We start from the raw sequence: 18,465 nt of genomic DNA, 5'->3' as shown, positions 1-18,465 counted from the left end.
CCGTCCGCCGCACGCGGCTGTACGCCCGGCACCGCGAGAGCGGCCCGCACCCGTGGTCGCCCGCACACCCTGACGACTCCCTCGAACCCGCGGGCGGCCGCTTCCTCCCACGGCCCGGCCCGCTCCGCGCCGATAGGATCGGGGCGTGGACCGCAGCAGACAGCCCCACGACGCGTTCGCAGGGCAGGCGCAGGGCGCGCTGCCGCCCCGGACGGCCCGGGCGCTGTGGTGGGGGTCGGCCGGCCTGGTGCTCACCGTCCTGGGCACCTCGGTGCTCGTTGCCGGCACGGACCACGGCCGGCGACTGCCCGTGGCCCTGGCCCTGGTCCTCGCGCAGGCCTGGGCCCTGAGGTGGCAGACGCGCGCCCCGGCCGTCGTACTGGCCGTGACCGCGGCGGCGGGGCTCGCGGTGTGGGCGCTGCTGCCCGCGGTGACCTTGACGGGGGCACTGCTGGCGGCGCAGGTCGCGTTGTGCGTGCTGTCGGCCACCAGGCCGCGGCGGGTCTCGGTGCGGGCGCTCGCCGCGATGTGCCTGCCGGCGCCGCTGGCGTTCGGGGCGGGCGGCCCTGCGGGTGCGGCGGTCCTCCTGCTGACGGTGCTCCTGGCCTGGACCGCGGGACAGTGGCGCAGGGCGCAGCAGGAACGGATCAGGGCGGAGATGCGCCGGGCCGTGGTGGAGGAGCGTGCGCGGATCGCGCGTGAGGTGCACGACGTCGTGGCGCACACCCTGTCGGTGATGGTCGTTCAGGCGGGCGCGGCCGACGACGTGTTCGCCGAACGGCCCGAGCAGGCCCGTCGGGCGCTGCGGGCCATCGAGACGGGCGCCCGCTCGGCGCTCGGTGAACTACGCCTGCTGCTGCGCGCGTTCGCACCCGAGGCGGGGACGCAGGGAGCCGGGGAGCAGCGGGAGCCGGGGCCCTCGCTCACGCGTCTGGACGAGCTGGCCGACACGGTGCGCGCGACCGGGATGACGGTGCACGTGCACCGGGAGGGCGCCGCGGACGGACTGCCGGCCGCGGTGGATCTGGCGGCGTACCGGATCGTCCAGGAGGCCCTCACCAACACGCTGCGCCACGCGGCCGGCGCGGACGAGGTGAGCGTGCGCGTCACGGCCCACGGGGAGTGCGTGAAGATCACGGTGGCCGACAACGGCCGTACACCGCACGGCGCTCCGGCCGCGGCCGGAGCGGAACGCGGCCTTGTGGGGATGAAGGAACGCGCACGGCTGGTGGGCGGCAGCCTGCGCGCCGGTCCGCTGCCCGGAGGCGGGTTCGAGGTGGCGGCGCACCTGCCGGCGCGGGGCGCGTCATGACGCTGCGCGTGGTGGTGGCCGACGACCAGGCCCTGGTCCGTACCGGATTCCGCATGATCATCGACGCCCGGGACGACCTCGAGGTGGTGGGCGAGGCGTCCGACGGGCAGGAGGCGGTGCGGCTGACGCGGGAACTGGCGCCCGACGTGGTGCTGATGGACGTACGCATGCCCGTCCTGGACGGCATCGAGGCGACCCGGCGGATCGCGGAGTCGGGCGCCCGGGCCCGGGTGCTCGTGCTGACCACCTGGGACGTGGACGCGCATGTGGTCGCCGCCCTGCGGGCCGGGGCGAGCGGCTTCCTGCTCAAGGACATCCGCCCGGGCGAACTCGTCGACGCGATCCGCCTGACCGCGCGCGGCGACGCGCTGCTGGCGCCGACCGTGCTCAGCCGCGTCCTGGACCGGTTCCTGCGCACCACGCCCGACCCGGCGCCGCCGCCCTCCCTGCGGGACCTGTCCGGCCGCGAGCGGGAGGTGCTCACCCTGATCGGGCAGGCGCTGTCGAACGCGGAGATCGCCGGACGGCTACGCCTGTCGGAGGCCACCGTCAAGAACCATGTCACCGCGGTGCTGCGCAAACTGGGCCTGCGCGACCGCGTGCAGGCCGTCGTCGCCGCCTACGACCACGGCCTCGTGCGGGTGCGCCGGCCCTGACGGCCCGCTCTCCTCCTCAAGGAGGAGGCCGGGCCGCCGTCCTCCCGTGTTCCCAGTGCCGGCCCCTTCCCCGGGCCGATCCGCGGCCGGGGTGGCCGGCCATAACGTCGAGGTGTGATCGACGACCTGGCCTGCCTCATGTATCTGCTCGCCCACGACGACAGGGCCGAAGGCCCTTACGACCGTTCCCGCACGCAGTTGCTGGTCCGTGCCGCGGCCCTGGTCGACCTCGCCCTGCGCGGACGGCTGGGGGAGGTGGACGGCACGGTCACCGTGTCCGGCACGCAACCCGTCGGCGACCCCGTGCTGGACGGCGTTCTGCGCGACGCCGCCGCCGGGCACGGCTGGAAGTACCTCGTGCGCCGCCACCGGAAGCGGACCCTGACACAGGTGGAGGACCGGCTCGCCGCGGCGGGGGTCCTCACGGTGAAGGCGCCCCGCACCCGTTTCGGCGCACGGCGGCCGGTCGTGCGGGACCGCGCGGTGCCCGCCGCGCTCCGCGCCCGCGTGTCCGCGGTGCTGCACGCGGACGGTCCCGTGCGGGAGATCCCCGCCGCCGACGCCGCGCTGCTGGCGCTGGCCGCGGCGGGCGGCATCCGCTCGGTCGTGTCACGGCAGGACCACAGGACCTTCCGGGCCCGTATCGACGCCTGCACGGGATGCCTCGCCACCCTCGCGCCCGGCCTGGAGACAGCCGTACGCGCGCTGCCGACGACCATGATCGCCGCGCAGGGCGGCATGGGCGGCGGCTGACCGCACGCGAACGGGGAGACGACGACCACGCACACACGGCCCTGTCCCCGGCGCCGGACCACATGCCCCCGCCCGCACGGCGCAGGCCCGCCGCCCCGGCACGTTCCGAACACCTTCGGGTGATCACAGGGACGACGGCAGCAGGAGCGCACGCCGTCGCCGTCGCCCTCGAACCAACGAGGCACCCACCGCACGGACACCCCAGGGGGACAGCCATGAACGAAACCACCGCCAGGCGCCTGACGGGCCTTGCCGGCATCGCCACCGCGACCGCCTTCATCGTCGAGGTACCCCTGTACTTCGTCCACTCCGGCCCGCCACCGGACTCCAACGTCCTGGCCAGACTGCTGATCGGAATCTTCGCGCTGGTTTTCCTGATCGTGTGGGTGACGGTCTTCCGCGAACTGCTCGGACAGGCGGCCCCCGACCACGAATGGGCCGGCACGCTGGCCCTTGCCGCCGGACTGGTCTACGCGACGATCACCCTGGTCTCCAGCGGGCTCGAAGCCGGCGCGGTCATCGTCGCCGACCACCCGGTCGACCCGACCATCACGGTCAGCGGCACCTACCTCCTCTACGGGACGATCGGCCGCCTCGTGCTCGCGCTCCTCCTGACCGCCGTGGGCTACGGAATCACCCGTACGAAGCTGCTGCCGCCCTGGACCGGCCGCTCCGCCTTCGTCCTGGCGGGGGCCAACCTGCTCTTCGTACCGTCCCTGTTCTTCGGCAACACCCCCGCGCACTTCTACGCGGCGAACGGCTGGGGCACGACCGCCCTCATGGGCGCCGTCTTCAGCTACTGGATGCTCGCCCTGGGCATCTGCACCTACCGCAGCGCCACACGGCACGCACCCCGGGGAGGAGCACACCACGAGGGCTGACATCCCCCTGCACACCCCCACACCCCACCAGGTCGGAGAAAAGAACGGAGACGGGAAGGGGCGGGTGCAGGCGCGCCCCGGACCGCGGGACCTGTCCGCGACGGGTCCGGCGCGTCTGCGTCCTGCTCTGCGCGATCCGCGGGGGAGCGCATGGGGCGGCCGCCGGGCAATCCGGAGGGGCTGACGGAACAGGAATTTCCTCCTGGCAGGACCTCGTGGAGCAAGTTCCGAGGCGCCTGCCGCCTGCCTCTTCAGACCGTGCAGGACACGGTCTTGACGAACTGCAGGTAAGGAAGTCGTTCGGCGGGGCCGGCACACCGCACCCGCGACCGGTACGGGTGGTTGCGTTGGCGGCGTGCAGTGCGCCAGGCGGCGCCCTGGCCCCTCGCGTACACCGTCCGGTCGTCCCTCCTGGCCGGCGCTCCGGCCGTTCGTGCAGGTGATGAAGTATCTGCTGTGCGATCGCCTCCCTGCGCCACCCCCTTTGAATCCGAGGGAGCCGACCGGCGGGGGTGAACGGGGCGCAGATCAAACATCTCAAGTCGTCTAATACGACTTATATCGCGCGTCTTGTGTGTGCCTCGTGCCGCCCCGCTAGCTGATGACACCGCCGTTGGACGCGAGGAAGGCCGACGGCACCGCTCACACCGAGGTGATGACATGAAGAAGGCCTACGAGGCCCCCACGCTCGTCCGGCTGGGGTCGTTCCGCCGCAAGACCGGGCTGCTGCAGCGCAGCGGCAACGACCGCCTGATCCTCAGCAAGAACTGACGGCGGCCGGTACGTAAAGCAACTCCATGTCCCCCATGCATGAGAGTGCGGAACCGGAGCGCGGCGACGCCCACTTCGCTGTCTTTCCCGACTGCGAGGAGGCGGCCGCCGCGGTCCGGTTCTTCCGCCACCCCGGTACGTGTGTCCTCACCCATGCCTCGGGCCGGCCCTGGCTGATCGGCCGCTGGTCCGGCACGGAGATCATCTCGGCCCGGGCCGGCACAACGGCCCTGGCCGCCGTCGGCTGGTGTGCAGCCGACCGGCAACAGCTCGAACGCCAGGCCGCACGCATGCGCGACCTCACTGAACTCGACGCCCTGGCCCGGTCCGTGCCGGGCAGTTTCCATCTGGTGGCCACCCACGACGGGCAGCTCAGGATGCAGGGCACGGCCTCCGGGCTGCGGCTGGTCTTCCACGCCCGGATCGGTGGCGTCCGCGTGGCGGCGACGAGCGCGGACCTGCTCGCCGAGGCCTTGGGGAGCAGGCCGGACACCGGCCGACTGGCCGCCCGGCTCCTGTGGCCCGTGCCGCATCCGCTGTACGAGACCTCGGTCTGGCAGGGGGTCGACGCGGTCTCCCCGGAGGAGGCCCTGTTCATCTCCGCGGACGGACACCGGGTCCGCAGTTCACGCTGGTGGCGGCCACCGGAGCCGACCCGCACCCTCGCACAGGGCGCGCCGGCCGTCCGCACGGCGCTGGCCGAGGCCGTGGACGTCCGGACCCGGCCGGGCGGTGTGGTCAGCTGCGACCTGTCCGGCGGACTGGACTCCACCTCCGTCTGCTTCCTGGCCGCCCGCTCCACCGCCTCCGTGGTGGCGGCGACCTGGCCCGGCCGGGATCCCGCGGACACCGACCTGGCGTGGGCCCGGCAGGCGGCACAGCACCTGCCGAAGGTGGACCACGCCGTCTGGGACCCGGACGCCTCGGCCCTGGTCTACTCGGACCTGCTGGGCATCGACGACCTGCTCGACGAGCCGACCATCGGCGTGATGGACCGCTCGCGCGTCCTGCAGCACCTGCCGTGGCTGGCCGCACGCCGCAGCCGGGTGCACCTCACCGGCATCGGCGGCGACCACGTCGCCTGGTGCTCGGAGGCGTACTACCACGGACTGCTGCGCACCCGCCCGCTGTTCGCGCTGCGCCAGTTGCGCGGCTTTCGCGCCCTGTGGAACTGGCCGCTCGGTGGGACGGCGCGTGCCCTCGCCGACTCCCGCACGTACTCCGGCTGGCTGGCCGACTCCGTCCGTCGGCTACGCGCTCCGATGCCGCAGTCCTCGGTGACCGCAAGCCTCGGTTGGGGGATGTCACCCCGCTTGTTTCCCTGGATGACCTCCGAGACGGAACGGCTCGCCCGCCGAGCCCTGCTGGACTCGGCCGCACAGGCCGAGCCGCTGCACGCGGACCGCGGCATGCACACTGACCTGGAGCTGATCCGCACCTGCACGCGCATCCTCCGCCAGTGGGAGCGGATGGCGACCCGAGCGGGACTTCCGATGGCGTCGCCGTACCTGGACGACCGCGTGATCGAGGCGTGCCTGGCGGTACGGCCGGACGAACGCGTCACGCCATGGCGGTACAAACCGCTGCTCAGCGAGGCGATGCGCGGTGTCGTTCCGGAGGAGTGCCTGCGGCGTGCCAACAAGGCGGAGGCCTCGATGGACGCGTCGGACGGACTGCGCCGCCACCGGGGCGACCTGATGACTCTGTGGACCGACTCCAGGCTGGAAAGCCTCGGCCTGGTGGACGGCGGGGAACTGCGCCGGCTCGCGCAGCGGCCCTCCGCGCCTGGTCTGCGCGACGCGATCCTCTACTCGACCGTCGCGTGCGAGGTGTGGCTGCGCTCCCGGGACCGCGCCCCGCGTCCCGGATCCGCCGTCGGATGACGGAAGACAGCAGAAAGGGACCGATCCCGTGACGCTCCGATTCGGCACCGACGTCTCCACCGCGGAGACCGAGTACGGAACGGTGCTCCTCGACCAGCGCACCGGTGAGTACTGGGAACTCAACCCCACGGGCGCACTGGTGGTGAGGATGCTCATGACCGAGGGCGACGAGGCGGCCGCCGTCACGGCGCTCGTCGCCCGGTTCGACATCGACCGCGATCACGCGGAGCAGGACGTGTCGGCACTGGTACGCGACCTCCGGTCCGCGGGGCTGGTCTCATGACCACTCCCAGCGCCCTGGACCGGCCCACCGGAGTCCCCCTCGCCCGGCGACTGGCCGCTCGCCTCGTCCTGGTCCCCGCGTTGATGCTGTCCTTCCTGCCGCCGCGTCATATCCGCGCCGTACTGGAGCGGGTCCGTCGTGGCGCGCGGCCCGCCACCCTCGCGCAGGCCGCGGCGGCCCGTGAGGCGCTGTGCGCGGTGAGCCTGCGCTGCGCGGGGCCACGCGGCTGCCTCCCCCGGTCGCTCGGGGCGGCCCTGCTGTGCCGGATCCACGGCGCCTGGCCCACCTGGTGCACCGGAGTGCGCAAGGTGCCGCCGTTCAGCGCCCACGCCTGGATCGAGGCCGACGGCCGCCCCATCGGCGAGGGGGTCCCGGACGACTACTTCGCACGACTGGTGACCGTGGCTCCGGTGCGGCGTGCGGGGACGTGAATGACACGGCCGTCGCAGACGACGGGAGGTTCCGTCGCCGCCCTGTTCCGTCTGACGTCCGGGCACCGCTCCAGTATCGCCACAGCGACCGGGCTGACCCTGGCCGCGTCGGCCCTCGGACTCGCCCAGCCGCTCGTCGCCAAGCACGTCGTGAATTCCAGCGCCCGCGGCGAGGCGCTGTGGCCCTTCCTGCTGCTCCTGTCCGTGCTCTTCGCCGCGGAGGCCGCCGCCGGAGCGACCGGCCGGTTCCTGCTGGACCGCATGGGCGAGGGCGTGATCCGCACGGTGCGCCACGGACTCGTCTCGCGGCTGCTGCGGTTGGAGATGCGGGAAGTGGACCGGCACCGCCGCGGCGACCTCGTCTCCCGCGTCACCGCCGACACCACTCTGCTGCGGGACGTCGTCTCCCAGGCCCTGGTCGATCTCCTCACCGGCTGCCTCGTCTCGGCCGGGGCACTGCTGCTGATGCTGTGGCTGGACCCGCTGCTGCTGCTCCTCGTCGTGGCGACGGTGGCCCTGGCCGCAGCCGTCGTCACCACGCTCCTGAAAGGCATGCGAGTGGCCTCGGAGCACGTGCAGACTTCCCTGGGCGCCGTCGCCGCGGAACTGGAACGCGCCCTCGGCGCCCTGCCGGTGGTCCGGGTGTACCGGGCCGAGGAACGCGAAGCGCACCGCATCGGCGAGCGGGTGGACTCGGCCTACCGGTCCGGCGTACAAACGGCGAAACTGGCCGCGGTCATGAGCAGCGCCGTCGAACTCGCGGTCCAGGGCTCCTTCCTGCTCGTTCTGGTCATCGGCGGCATGCGGGTCGGGAGTGGTGGAGCGGACTCGCTGGGAGACCTGGTCGCCTTCCTGCTGTACGCGTCGTACCTGGTCATGCCCCTGTCGTCGGTGTTCCGCGCCATCGGCCTGATCCAGCGTGGGGCGGGCGCGTACCTGAGGATCGACGAGGTCCTCGACCTCCCCGAGGAACCCGCGCAGCGGCCCGGCCACGCGGGCCCCGGCGCACCGTCGACCACCCCGCTCTCCGCGACCCCCGCGCTCGAACTGACCGACATCCATTTCGCCTACGTCCCGGACCGGCCAGTCCTTCGCGGGGCGACCTTCACCGTGCCGCGCCATGGACTCGTGGCTCTCGTCGGCCGCTCAGGAGCCGGCAAAAGCACACTCTTCTCCCTGGTCGCGCGCCTCTACGACCCCGACACCGGAACCATCCGGCTCGACGGCCGTCCGACCACGGGCCTGAGCCGCCAACAGTGCCGGGCGGGTATCGCTCTCGTGGATCAGAACACCCACGTACTGGAGGGCACGCTCCGGGAGAACATCACCTACGCGGCCCCCGACGCCACGGACGACGACATCCTCCGCGTGGTACGACTGACCCGGCTCGACCACGTGGTGCAGCGATTGACCGGGGGTCTGGACGGCAGGCTGGGCGATCGCGGCGGCACTCTCTCCGCGGGAGAACGCCAGCGTGTGGCCCTGGCCCGCGCCCTGCTCGCCCGTCCGAGGCTGCTCCTGCTCGACGAGCACACCTCGCATCTGGACACCGTCAACGAGAGGGCTCTGACCCGGGCGCTCAGCGCCGTCGCCCGCGACTGCGCGGTCCTCGTCATCGCACACCGCCTGTCCACCGTTCAGCACGCCGACCGGATCGTCGTCCTCGAAGACGGCCGCACGGTGGCCTCCGGACGGCACGACCAACTTCTCGCCACCAGCCCGGCATACCGTGAACTGGCCGCCACACACGTCCTGCTCAGTCGTGCCCCGGAGAACGGCGAGCGTTGATCCACGGAGCGGTCAACGCAGCGCGCGTCCCCAGGTGGTGTTCAGCAGGCGTCATCGCGCCACGTGCCTCACCCGGAGACAGGAGCCGGCCTCGCCTCACCTCTCGGCATCGACGTCCGGTGCGCCCGCCTCCGCCTCCCCTTCCCCTCCGGCCTGCCCGACGGCACCCCGCCCACCGAAGAACAACGCGACGCCCATCAGGGCGGCGACGCACCGGCACCGGGCATGCCGGGCCGTCCGCTGCCCGGCAAGATCCTGCGGATCTTCCTCACATGGGCCACGGCCGACAGCGGGCACGTCCGGGTGTCGTGCACGAAAGCCCCGGGCTCCACGGCTTCCTGACGGCCGGGATCGGGGTCCGCGTCGTGGCCGTCGCGGGCGCCCGGCGTCGAAGTCACCCTCCTGCCCTCCAGCCGCAGCATCGAGCTGTGAGCACCGGCGACCAGCACCAGGAAAAGGAAGACACCTGGTTCCACTTCGAGGCCGACTCCGAAGGCTGGAGGGTCCGGCAGGCCGAACTCGAAGGACCCGAGCCGACTCCCAGGCGTATGCGCCGTCCTGTGCAGGAGCGGTGACGGCAGGACCCGACGTCCCGGTCCGCCGCCGCAACTGCTCGGCCGCGCCCGTCTCGTACCGGCCGCGGGTCAGGGTGAGAAGCTGCTCACGGACGGCTTTCGGCAGCCGCAGCCGTGGCTCGTCGCCCAGCACCGCCGAGAAGACCGCCGGCTCGGCGGCTGTGCGCCGGCCGGCCGCCTCAATCCATCCACATGCGGGCGTCCAGCGTTCGCCGAGCGCCGCTGTCCACGCTGGGCCGTATCGGTTCACCGGTCGCCGGGAGGCAGGGGATGCCCGAATTCGGCTCGTGGTGGCGGATTCCGCGAAGGCTCTCGAAGGGGGTGGCACGGGCTCTGGTGGGGGCGGGCTCGCTGTATCTCGCGGTGCCGGAGGTACGGGAGTTGCTCTCCAGGACGACGGGGCGGGGCGCGCCGAGCGGGCTGTCGGTACGGCCGCTGAGCGGGCCCGGACCGAGCCATCCGGAGCACGTGCGCACGGATCTGCCGTTGACCGCGGTCGAGCTCGGACTGCTGAGCGATCTGGCGGCGTCGCCGGCAGCCCTCCCGAAGACCGAGTGGGAGTGATGCCCGGCCTGCACAGGCGCAGCGGGACGGGGCAGCGGTGGACGTCACCGCTGCCCCGTCCCGCTGTGTCCGCTGTGTCCGCGCAGGGACGGCCGGAAACCGAGGCCGATGGGTGACGTCGACACCGGTGCGGGCTCTCCCTCAGGGCGGCCGCTTGGCCCTCCGCGTCGAGTTCCGCGACGCCGGGAGCCGTCGCCGACGGCCTCGCGCAATTCCTCACGGTACGAGCGCCTTCGGCGTGGTCGTGCGTCAGCCCTGCCAGGAGTTCGGAGCACGGAAATGGTGAGGGCGCCAACTGGTGGTGCTCCGGGCGCGGTACGCGCCGCCGGGGGCGGTACGCGCGGCACGGGTCAGGAGCAGGACCGTGAGGGCGGCGAGGTCCTCGTCGGTGGCCTCGCCCTTCTCGATCCGTAGGCCGAGGGTGGTCACGGATGACTCTCCTCACTGCGGGGGGTTGCCGTGCTTGCGCGACGGCAGGCTCGCGTGCTTGGCCCGCAGCATCGCCAGCGAGCGGATCAGGACCTCGCGGGTGTCGGCGGGGTCGATGACGTCGTCGATCAGGCCGCGTTCGGCCGCGTAGTAGGGGTGCATCAGTTCGGCCTTGTACTCCTTGACCATGCGGGTCCGTATTGCCTCGGGGTCCTGTGCCGCGGCGATCCGGCGGCGGAAGATGACGTTGGCGGCGCCCTCGGCGCCCATCACGGCGATCTCGTTGGTGGGCCAGGCGTAGGTGAGGTCGGCGCCGATGGAGTGGGAGTCCATGACGATGTACGCGCCGCCGTAGGCCTTGCGCAGGACGACGCTGATGCGCGGCACGGTGGCGTTGCAGTAGGCGTAGAGGAGTTTGGCGCCGTGGCGGATGATTCCGCCGTGCTCCTGGTCGACGCCGGGCAGGAAGCCCGGGACGTCCAGCAGCGTGACGAGGGGGATGCTGTACGCGTCGCACAGCTGGACGAAGCGTGCGGCCTTCTCCGAGGCCTCGATGTCCAGGACCCCGGCCAGCACCTGTGGTTGGTTGGCGACGATGCCGACGACCTGGCCGTCGAGCCGTGCCAGGGCGCAGATGATGTTGCGGGCCCAGCGTTCGTGGATCTCCAGGTGGTCGCCGTCGTCGACGAGCTCCTCGATGACCTCGGTCATGTCGTAGGGGCGGCTGCCGTCCGCGGGGACCAGGTCCAGCAGGGCTTCGCCGCGGCGTGCGGCCGGATCGGTGCACGGTATCTGCGGCGGGTTCTCGCGGTTGTTCTGCGGCAGCATCGACAGCAGGTAGCGGACCTCCGCGATGCAGGTCTCCTCGTCGTCGTACGCGAAGTGCGCCACGCCGCTCGTCTCGGCGTGGACGTCGGCGCCGCCGAGGCCGTTCTGGGTGATCTCCTCGCCGGTGACCGCCTTGACGACGTCGGGGCCGGTGATGAACATCTGCGAGGTCTCGCGGACCATGAAGACGAAGTCGGTCAGCGCGGGGCTGTAGGCCGCGCCGCCCGCACACGGGCCGAGCATGACGCTGATCTGCGGGATGACGCCGGAGGCGCGGGTGTTGCGCCGGAAGATGCCGCCGTAGCCGGCGAGCGCGCAGACGCCCTCCTGGATGCGGGCGCCCGCGCCGTCGTTGAGGGAGACCAGCGGCGCCCCGGCCGCGATGGCCATGTCCATGATCTTGTGGATCTTCGTGGCGTGGGCCTCGCCCAGCGCGCCGCCGAAGATCCGGAAGTCGTGCGCGTACACGAAGACCGTGCGGCCCTCGACCGTGCCCCAGCCGGTCACGACACCGTCGGTGTACGGCCGCTTGGCCTCCAGACCGAAGCCGCTCGCCCGGTGCCGGCGCAACTGCTCGACCTCGTTGAACGAGCCCTCGTCCAGCAGCAGCCCGATCCGCTCCCGTACCGAGAGCTTCCCCTTGGCGTGCTGCGCCGCGGTCGCCTTGTCACCGGGGCCGCGAAGGGCCTGCGCACGGATCGCCCGCAGTTCGACCACCCGGCCGACGACATCGTTCGCCATGGTCCAGAGCTCCTTCTCGCCTCGGCCGACGGACTTGCGCACCACACCGCGGGGCTCAGCGGCACACCGCAACCCGAGGACCCGCCACCGGCTCCTCGTTGCGGCCGGCACCGTAGAGGTCGACGGCGCCGATCAAGCTGAGGAGACCGAGCGTCCGCGAGAACGCTCGACGCCAGGTCCACTACCGCTCGGTGCCGGAAAGCGCGCCAGGCGGCACATCGGCCCAGGACGTGGCCACCGCGCGCACAGCGTGGATCGGGCGGGCCCACCGGGCAGGTGCCGTCCTGGGTGTTCGGGGAGCGCAGGGAGCCACCGCTGTGTCCGGTGGACTCGTCCTGCTCCGAGCGCTGAGCCATGAACCGCCCGAGCCGGGCTCCGCGGACGCGGGAAGTGCCGAAACCCGGGAGTGTCATGAACCCGTGACGGTCCCCCCGCCCGTCCACCACCGTTCGACGAGTTCCGGGTCCAGGTCGGGCAGGGTGACGCCGAGTCCGCTCAGGTGCGTGACGGTGGAGTCGTTGGTGTAGTGGAGGGTGCCGGAGCCCGGGTCGCGTAGGTGTTCGAGGTAGACGTAGGCGGGCAGTTCGGGGTGGTCGGCCAGGGTGTGCACCCATGCGGGGAGGGTGACGGGGCGGACACGGCGGCCGGAGCGCCGTTCGTAGGGGGCGAGGAGCTGCCGGAGTCCGGTGGGGCGCGGGTGGTGCAGGTGGTAGACGGCGCCGGGATGGTCCTCGGCGAGGGCGAGGGCGACCAGCGCGCGTGCCATGGTGTCCACGGCCAGGGCGGCGGAGGACAGACGGGTGTCGTCCGGATAGCAGCCCAGTTCGGCGGAGGTCATCGCCAGCCGGGTGAGCATGTCGTCCTGGTTCCACATCCCGGTCGTGGTGCTGCCCAGGGCCCGGCCGAGCCGGTAGAGGCGGGCGTGCGCGCCCTTGGCGACGGCCTGGGTGACGAGTCGTTCGGCGGACCACTTGCTGGCCGCGTAGCCGCGGCCGCGGGGATGGTTCTCGTCCGCGGTCGAGGTGGTTTCGCCGATGGTGCGGATCGCGCGGTCGTCACGGAAGACGCCCAGGGTGGAGATGTGGTGGAAGCGCGAGGGCCGCCCCTCGGCGGCGATGCGCAGCAGTTCGGCGGTCCCGTTGACATTGGCTGCCACGAGGTGGTGGTAGCCGGATACGTGGTGGACCCGGGCGCCGAGGTGGAAGATCGCGGCGGCCTGGCGTATCTCCCGCTCCCAGGGGGTTCCGTCGAGCCCCAGGCCCGGAAGGGTCAGGTCTCCCGGGACCGGGATGATCCGCCGGCTGTGGGAGGTGACGTCCAGGCCGTACTGGTCCAGGGCCTTGCCGATGCGGGACGGGTCCTGCCGTACCAGGCACAGCACCGGCGCGTCGGTGCGCTGCAGCAGTTCGTACAGCACATGGGCGCCGACGAATCCGGTGGCCCCGGTCAGCAGCAGCGGTTCGCCCGGCGCGGGAGCGGGGGCGGGGACGGGAAAGACGATCGCCGGAGCGAGCCGGGCGTCCTGCGGGCCCACCGGGGCGCTCGGTCCGGTGTCCGAGGGTGTGGACAGCTGCCGGGCGAGGGCGCGCACGGTCGGCGTCTCCAGGAAGTCGCGGAGGGCGACGCGCCGGCCGTACCGGCGCTCGATCGCGCCGAGCAACCGGACGGCGCGCAGGGAGTCGCCTCCGGTCGTGAAGAAGTCGTCGTCCAGGGAGCGCACCCGTTCCCCGGCGACCTGGGTCCACAGTTCGAGGACGCCGCGCTCGGTGTCGTCGGCCGTCTCGGCGGGGTGTGCCGCGTCGGCCTCGAGGTGTCGGTGCTGTTCCAGCAGGGCGGTGAGTGCCCGGCGGTCCGCCTTGCCGTGGCTGTTGGTGGGCAGGACGGGCACGGGCGTCAGGATCGTGGGCACCATGTAGGCGGGCAGCAGCCGCGCCAGGTGCGAACGCGCCTGCTCGGGCGAGGCGGTGCCGACGTAGGCGGCGGCCAGTTCGGCGTCGTCGGCGGCGCCCAGGAGCACGGCGACCGCCTCGTTCACCCCGGACACCGTGGCCAGGACGGCCTCGATCTCGCCGAGTTCGATACGGAAGCCGCGCAGTTTGATCTGTCCGTCGAGCCGCCCCAGGTAGTCGATGCCGCCGTCGGGGAGCCGGCGCACCCGGTCGCCGGTGCGGTAGAGCCGTTCGCCGCCGGCCAACGCGGGGACGGTGGTGAAGCGTTCTTGGGTCTCCTGCGGGCGGTTCCAGTAACCGTGGGCCAGCCCGGCGCCGCCGAGCCACAGTTCTCCGGGCACGCCGACGGCGGCGGGCCGCCCGTGCCGGTCGAGGATGTGCCCGCTGGTGCCGGCCAGCGGGGTGCCGATCGGTACCCGGGCCAGCCGGTCGCCGGGCGCGGCCTGGTAGGTGGTGGCCAGGACCGCGGCCTCCGTGGGGCCGTAGCCGTTGATCACGATCCGGTCGTGGGCGTAGTGCCGGGTGTCGTGGATGTCGGCCGGTTCCCCGGCCACCACCAGGATCCGCACGCCCGCCAGGTCGGGCCGGTCCAGAGCGCGCAGCAGCGAGGGCACGGTGACCATGACGGTCACCCCGCGTTCGCGCAGTATCCGGGTCAGGGCGCTCCGGTCGCCGCGGGTCGCGTCGTCGCAGTAGACCAGGGTGCCGCCGGAGATCAGCGGCATGAACTGTTCGAAGGCGGCCACGTCGAACCCCGGAGAGGTGAGCTGCAGCCATACGTCGTCCTGGCGGAAGGGGTGACGGGCGAGGCAGGCCTGCAGGGTGTTGGCCACCGCGCCGTGGGAGACGACGACGCCCTTGGGCCGGCCGGTGCTGCCCGAGGTGTAGATGATGTACGCCGGGTCGTGCGCGCCGCTCACGGGCAGGGAGACCTCGCCGTCACCGGCGGTGAGCCGGTCGATGTCGAGGACCGGCGCCAGGACGCCGGTGAGGGCGCGCCCGCCGGTCCTGCCGCTGCTGACCAGGGCCCGCACCTCGGCGTCGCGCACCGTGTGGGCGAGCCGCTCGTCCGGGTAGGACGGGTCGAGCGGGACGTACGTCGCGCCGGCCTTGAGCACCCCGAGGATCGCCGTGATCAGCTTCGGGGAGCGTTCCAGCAGGATGGCCACCCGGTCTCCCGGCCGCACCCCGTGGTCGGTCAGCCGGGTGGCGGCCCGGTCGCTGAGCCGGTCCAGCGCGGCGTAGTCGAGGGTGATGTCGTCACCGATCACGGCCGTCCTGTCCGGGTGGGCCGCGGCCTGCCGGGCGAAGAGGGTGTGCAGCGTGCCGCCGGCCGGCCGCCGGGGCAGGGGCAGCGGCCGGACCGCCGCGGGCGGCTCGATGTCCAGCCCGCTCAGCGGCCCGTCGTCCTCGCAGAGCCGGTCGAGCACGGTGGCGAGCTGGTCGGCGAGGTGGCTGATCCGGGAGCGGCCGAACAGGTCGGTGCTGAACTCCAGCTCCAGATCGACACCGGCGCCCGACTCGCGGAAGGCGAAGGAGAGCTCGAACTTGGCCGTGCCGGGCGTGTCCACGGGCCAGGGCTCGACCGGGCTGCCCGCCAGGTCCAGCGCGTCGGGCTGCCGCTGCTGGTAGTTGACCACGGCCTGGAAGGGCGTCGAGCCACGTGCGGCTCCCGGCAGCCCCAGCGTCCGGCAGACGTCCTGGAACGGCACCTCCTGGTGCCGGTGGGCCGCGAGGCAGGCGTCCTTGACCCGCTGGAACAGTTCGTCCACCGTGACGTCGCCGCCGGCGTCGACACGCACCGGAAGCAGATTGACGAAGTAACCGAGGAGTTGCTCGGTGCCCGCCTGGCCGCGCACGGTGGCCAGGCTGCCCAGGCACAGTTCGTCACGTTCGGTGTACGCCAGCAGCACGGCGTACACCCCGGCCAGGCAGAACATGTAGCGGCTCATGCCGTGCCGCCGGGCGGTCGCCGCGTGCCGGGCGGCCTGCCGCTCGCCGATCCGCACCCGCACCCGGTCGCCCTCGCCGCTGAGCACGGCGGGCCGGGTCCGGTCGGCGACCAGGTCGATCGAGGCGGCACCGTCGGCCAGGGACTCCTTCCAGAACCGGCAGGCCTCGGCAAGCCGCCGCGGCTGCGGTTCCAGCGCGCTCAGCACGTAGTCGGCGTACGGCAGCCACAACGGGGCGAGTCCGCAGGACCGGCCGGTGAGCTGCGCGGTGTACAGGGCGGACAGCTCGCAGAGGAAGACGTCCAGCGACCAGTCGTCGGAGATGACGTGGTGGAGGTCGAAGTGCAGGAGCGTGCGCGAGGGGGCGAGCGTGACGACCAGGGTGCGCAGCAGGGGCGCGCCGAGGACGGCGTCGGCGCCCGCGGACCGGGCGATCAGCTCGCGGGCCCGGTCGTCGCGGCCGGCCTCGTGAAGTGCGCCGAGGTCCACGTGGCGCACCCCGGAGCCCGGGTCGGCGGTCGCGCACTGCCACCAGCCGTCCACGTCCTCCTCGACCGTCATCTGCAGGGCCTGCTGCCGCTCGCCCAGCCGGGTCAGCGCGGTCCGCAGCGCGGGAACGTCGATCGGGCCGCGGACCAGCAAGGTGCGGGAGATGGTGTACCGCCCGCCCGGGACGGCCTGCTGTTCGAACCAGATGCCCTGCTGGCCCGGCAGCAGGGGGAGACGCCGGCGGCCGGTGCGGGGGGCGGCCGGGCCGGCCGGGCGGGCCGCGTCGACACGGGCGGCGAAGGCGCGCACGGTGGCGGCGTCGAAGAACTCCGCCACCGACATGCGCACGCCGCGTTCGCGCTCCAGGCGGGCCAGGAGGGTCATCGCGGCCAGCGAGTCGCCGCCCGCGGCGAAGTAGTCGGTGTCGGCGTCGACGGGCACGCCGAGCACGTCGTGCCACAGTGCCGCCGCGAACCGCTCGGTGGCGGTGGTGTCCGGGGCGGGCGGCCGCGGTCCGGACCGTGCGGCGGGCGCCTGCTGCCGTGCGCCGCGCTCGGCCAGCAGCTTGCGGTCCACCTTGCCGTTGGGGGTGGTCGGCAGGGCGGCCAGGACCTCGACCGTGGCGGGGACCAGCGGGTCGGGCAGCCGTGCGGCAAGGTGGGCGCGCAGGTCGTCGGGGGTGATGCGGGCGTCGTCGGCCAGGCAGGCGTACGCGGTGAGCTGCCGGGCCTGCTCGTCGCCGTGCGCGACCACGGCCGCCCCGCGCACGGCCGGGTGCAGCAGGAGGACGTGTTCGGTCTCGCCCGGTTCCACCCGGTGGCCGCGGATCTTGACCTGGTCGTCCAGACGCCCCAGGAAGGCGAGGTTGCCGTCCGGCAGCAGTTTCACCCGGTCCCCGGTCAGGTACGCCCTGCGCTGCGGATGTCCGGGCTCGGGGATGAACTGCCGGGCCGTCAGCTCCGGCCGGCCCAGGTAGCCGCGGGCCACCCCGGGCCCGCCGATGCACAACTCGCCGTCCTGCCCCGGCGCCACCGGCCGCCGGTCGGGGCCGAGGACATGGGCGACGGCGCCGGCCACCGGACGGCCGATGGGCACCGACGGCCAGCTCCGGTCGTACTGGAGCGCGGAGTCCAGTTCGAGCCAGCAGGCGTAGACCGTGGTCTCGGTCGGCCCGTAGCCGTTGACGACGCGGCAGCCGGGCAGGGCGCGCAGCGCGGTGCGCACCGCCTGCACGTGGGCGCGGTCACCGCCGGAGATGAGCAGGCGCAGTCCGCGCAGATCGTCCAGGACATGCTCGACGGCCAGCCGGAACAGCGGTGCGGCCAGCCGGAGCACGGTCACCTTGTGCACGCGTACCGCGTGGCCGATCTCGTGCACACTGGGTTGCGCCTGCTCGGGCAGGACCAGGGTCGCCCCGTTGAGCAGGGCGCCCCAGACCTCCAGCATCGACGGGTCGACGTACAGCGGCGCCAGCTGCAGCACCACATCGTCGGGGGACAGCCGCACAGTGGCGCCGCGCACCAGATGCAGCAGCGAGCGGTGCTCGACCATCACACCCTTGGGCCGCCCGGTGCTGCCCGAGGTGTAGACGACGTAGGCCAGGCCGTCGGGGCGGTCGCGGGGCGTCCACGCGGCCACCGGCGCGGGGGGCGCCGCGTCCGTCTCCAGCACTCTCACGTCCGCGGGGAGGACGGCGCGTAACCGGGCCGCCGCCTGCGGTGCGGCGAAGAGCGTGCGGGTGCCGCTCTGCTCGACCAGCGCGCGCAGCCGGTGCTCCGGGGCGTTGGGGTCCAGCGGCAGGCAGGCGCCCCCGGCGAGCGCCACGCCGAGCATCGTGGCCACCGTCGCCGCCGAGCGCGGGGCGCAGATCGCGACCAGTTCCTCGGGCGCGAGCCGGTCCGACAGCCGGGCGGCGACCGAGCCGGCCCAGTCGGCCAGGTGACGGTAGCTCAGCCGGACGCCGTCGGCGACCACCGCGGCATGGTCGGCGCGCTCCTTGGCCACCGTGGCGAAGACGTGGCCGATGGTGGGTGATGCGGGACTCGCAGTCATGCTCACTCCGGGTTTTCTCGGCGGGGATTCCAGCACGGACGCGGCGTCGTACGAGGCCGGCGCGGCGGAGGCCGGAACCGCGGCGCGACCACCCGCGTCCGGGGCCGGGGTCCGCCCGGCGCGGGCCG

General features: G+C 73.2%; 15 protein-coding genes. 12 read left to right on the top strand and 3 right to left on the bottom strand.

Annotated elements, in window-relative coordinates:
• Positions 1-145 precede the first annotated feature (145 nt).
• The 12 genes from QFZ75_RS40590 to QFZ75_RS40535 all read left to right on the top strand — a co-directional run bounded on the left by QFZ75_RS40590 (position 146) and on the right by QFZ75_RS40535 (position 9,897).
• Positions 146-1,312: a sensor histidine kinase gene (locus tag QFZ75_RS40590; protein WP_307545783.1), complete on the top strand. Its 1,167-nt coding sequence runs from the start codon at positions 146-148 to the stop codon at positions 1,310-1,312.
• A complete protein-coding gene (locus QFZ75_RS40585; RefSeq protein ID WP_307545782.1) occupies positions 1,309-1,968 on the top strand; it encodes a response regulator transcription factor in 660 nt (219 codons plus the stop codon). The genes QFZ75_RS40590 and QFZ75_RS40585 overlap by 4 nt, the downstream gene beginning before the upstream one ends.
• Before the next feature lie 114 nt (positions 1,969-2,082).
• A complete protein-coding gene (locus QFZ75_RS40580; protein ID WP_307545780.1) occupies positions 2,083-2,721 on the top strand; it encodes a GPP34 family phosphoprotein in 639 nt (212 codons plus the stop codon).
• Positions 2,722-2,936: 215 nt separating this feature from the next.
• Positions 2,937-3,602, top strand: coding sequence for a hypothetical protein (locus QFZ75_RS40575; RefSeq protein WP_307545778.1), 666 nt, complete (start codon positions 2,937-2,939; stop codon positions 3,600-3,602).
• A gap of 660 nt (positions 3,603-4,262) precedes the next feature.
• Positions 4,263-4,373 (top strand): keywimysin-related RiPP, encoded by a 111-nt coding sequence (locus QFZ75_RS40570; RefSeq protein ID WP_104532192.1) that lies wholly within the window; start codon positions 4,263-4,265, stop codon positions 4,371-4,373.
• Between the two features lie 35 nt (positions 4,374-4,408).
• Positions 4,409-6,256 carry a lasso peptide isopeptide bond-forming cyclase gene (locus QFZ75_RS40565; protein ID WP_307545775.1) on the top strand — a complete coding sequence of 616 codons (1,848 nt, stop codon included), beginning with the start codon at positions 4,409-4,411 and terminating at the stop codon, positions 6,254-6,256.
• Between the two features lie 28 nt (positions 6,257-6,284).
• Entirely contained in the window at positions 6,285-6,539 is a 255-nt protein-coding gene (locus QFZ75_RS40560) for a lasso peptide biosynthesis PqqD family chaperone (protein WP_307545773.1), read from the top strand.
• A complete protein-coding gene (locus QFZ75_RS40555) occupies positions 6,536-6,970 on the top strand; it encodes a lasso peptide biosynthesis B2 protein (protein ID WP_307545771.1) in 435 nt (144 codons plus the stop codon). Before QFZ75_RS40560 ends, QFZ75_RS40555 begins: the two co-directional genes overlap by 4 nt.
• Positions 6,971-8,758, top strand: coding sequence for an ABC transporter ATP-binding protein (locus QFZ75_RS40550; RefSeq protein WP_307545769.1), 1,788 nt, complete (start codon positions 6,971-6,973; stop codon positions 8,756-8,758).
• A gap of 63 nt (positions 8,759-8,821) precedes the next feature.
• Positions 8,822-9,100 (top strand): hypothetical protein, encoded by a 279-nt coding sequence (locus QFZ75_RS40545; protein ID WP_307545767.1) that lies wholly within the window; start codon positions 8,822-8,824, stop codon positions 9,098-9,100.
• An 86-nt stretch (positions 9,101-9,186) separates the two neighbouring features.
• Positions 9,187-9,333: a hypothetical protein gene (locus QFZ75_RS40540; RefSeq protein ID WP_307545765.1), complete on the top strand. Its 147-nt coding sequence runs from the start codon at positions 9,187-9,189 to the stop codon at positions 9,331-9,333.
• Between the two features lie 270 nt (positions 9,334-9,603).
• Positions 9,604-9,897, top strand: a complete 294-nt coding sequence (locus QFZ75_RS40535; RefSeq protein ID WP_307545764.1) for a DUF6059 family protein — start codon at positions 9,604-9,606, stop codon at positions 9,895-9,897.
• A gap of 249 nt (positions 9,898-10,146) precedes the next feature.
• Here QFZ75_RS40535 and QFZ75_RS40530 read toward each other — a convergent pair whose 3' ends face one another.
• The 3 genes from QFZ75_RS40530 to QFZ75_RS40520 form a co-directional block, all read right to left on the bottom strand.
• Positions 10,147-10,326 (bottom strand): acyl-CoA carboxylase epsilon subunit, encoded by a 180-nt coding sequence (locus tag QFZ75_RS40530; protein WP_307545762.1) that lies wholly within the window; start codon positions 10,324-10,326, stop codon positions 10,147-10,149.
• Positions 10,327-10,338: 12 nt separating this feature from the next.
• The gene (locus QFZ75_RS40525) at positions 10,339-11,895 is read right to left on the bottom strand and encodes an acyl-CoA carboxylase subunit beta (protein WP_307545760.1); all 1,557 of its coding nucleotides are present in this window, start codon (positions 11,893-11,895) and stop codon (positions 10,339-10,341) included.
• A gap of 409 nt (positions 11,896-12,304) precedes the next feature.
• Positions 12,305-18,337 (bottom strand): non-ribosomal peptide synthetase, encoded by a 6,033-nt coding sequence (locus QFZ75_RS40520; RefSeq protein ID WP_307545758.1) that lies wholly within the window; start codon positions 18,335-18,337, stop codon positions 12,305-12,307.
• Positions 18,338-18,465 lie beyond the last annotated feature (128 nt).

The sequence above is a fragment of the Streptomyces sp. V3I8 genome, assembly GCF_030817535.1.
Taxonomy (GTDB): domain Bacteria; phylum Actinomycetota; class Actinomycetes; order Streptomycetales; family Streptomycetaceae; genus Streptomyces.
The sequence above is the reverse complement of the archived record's forward strand: the minus strand, read 5'-3'. Positions and strand labels throughout refer to the sequence as shown.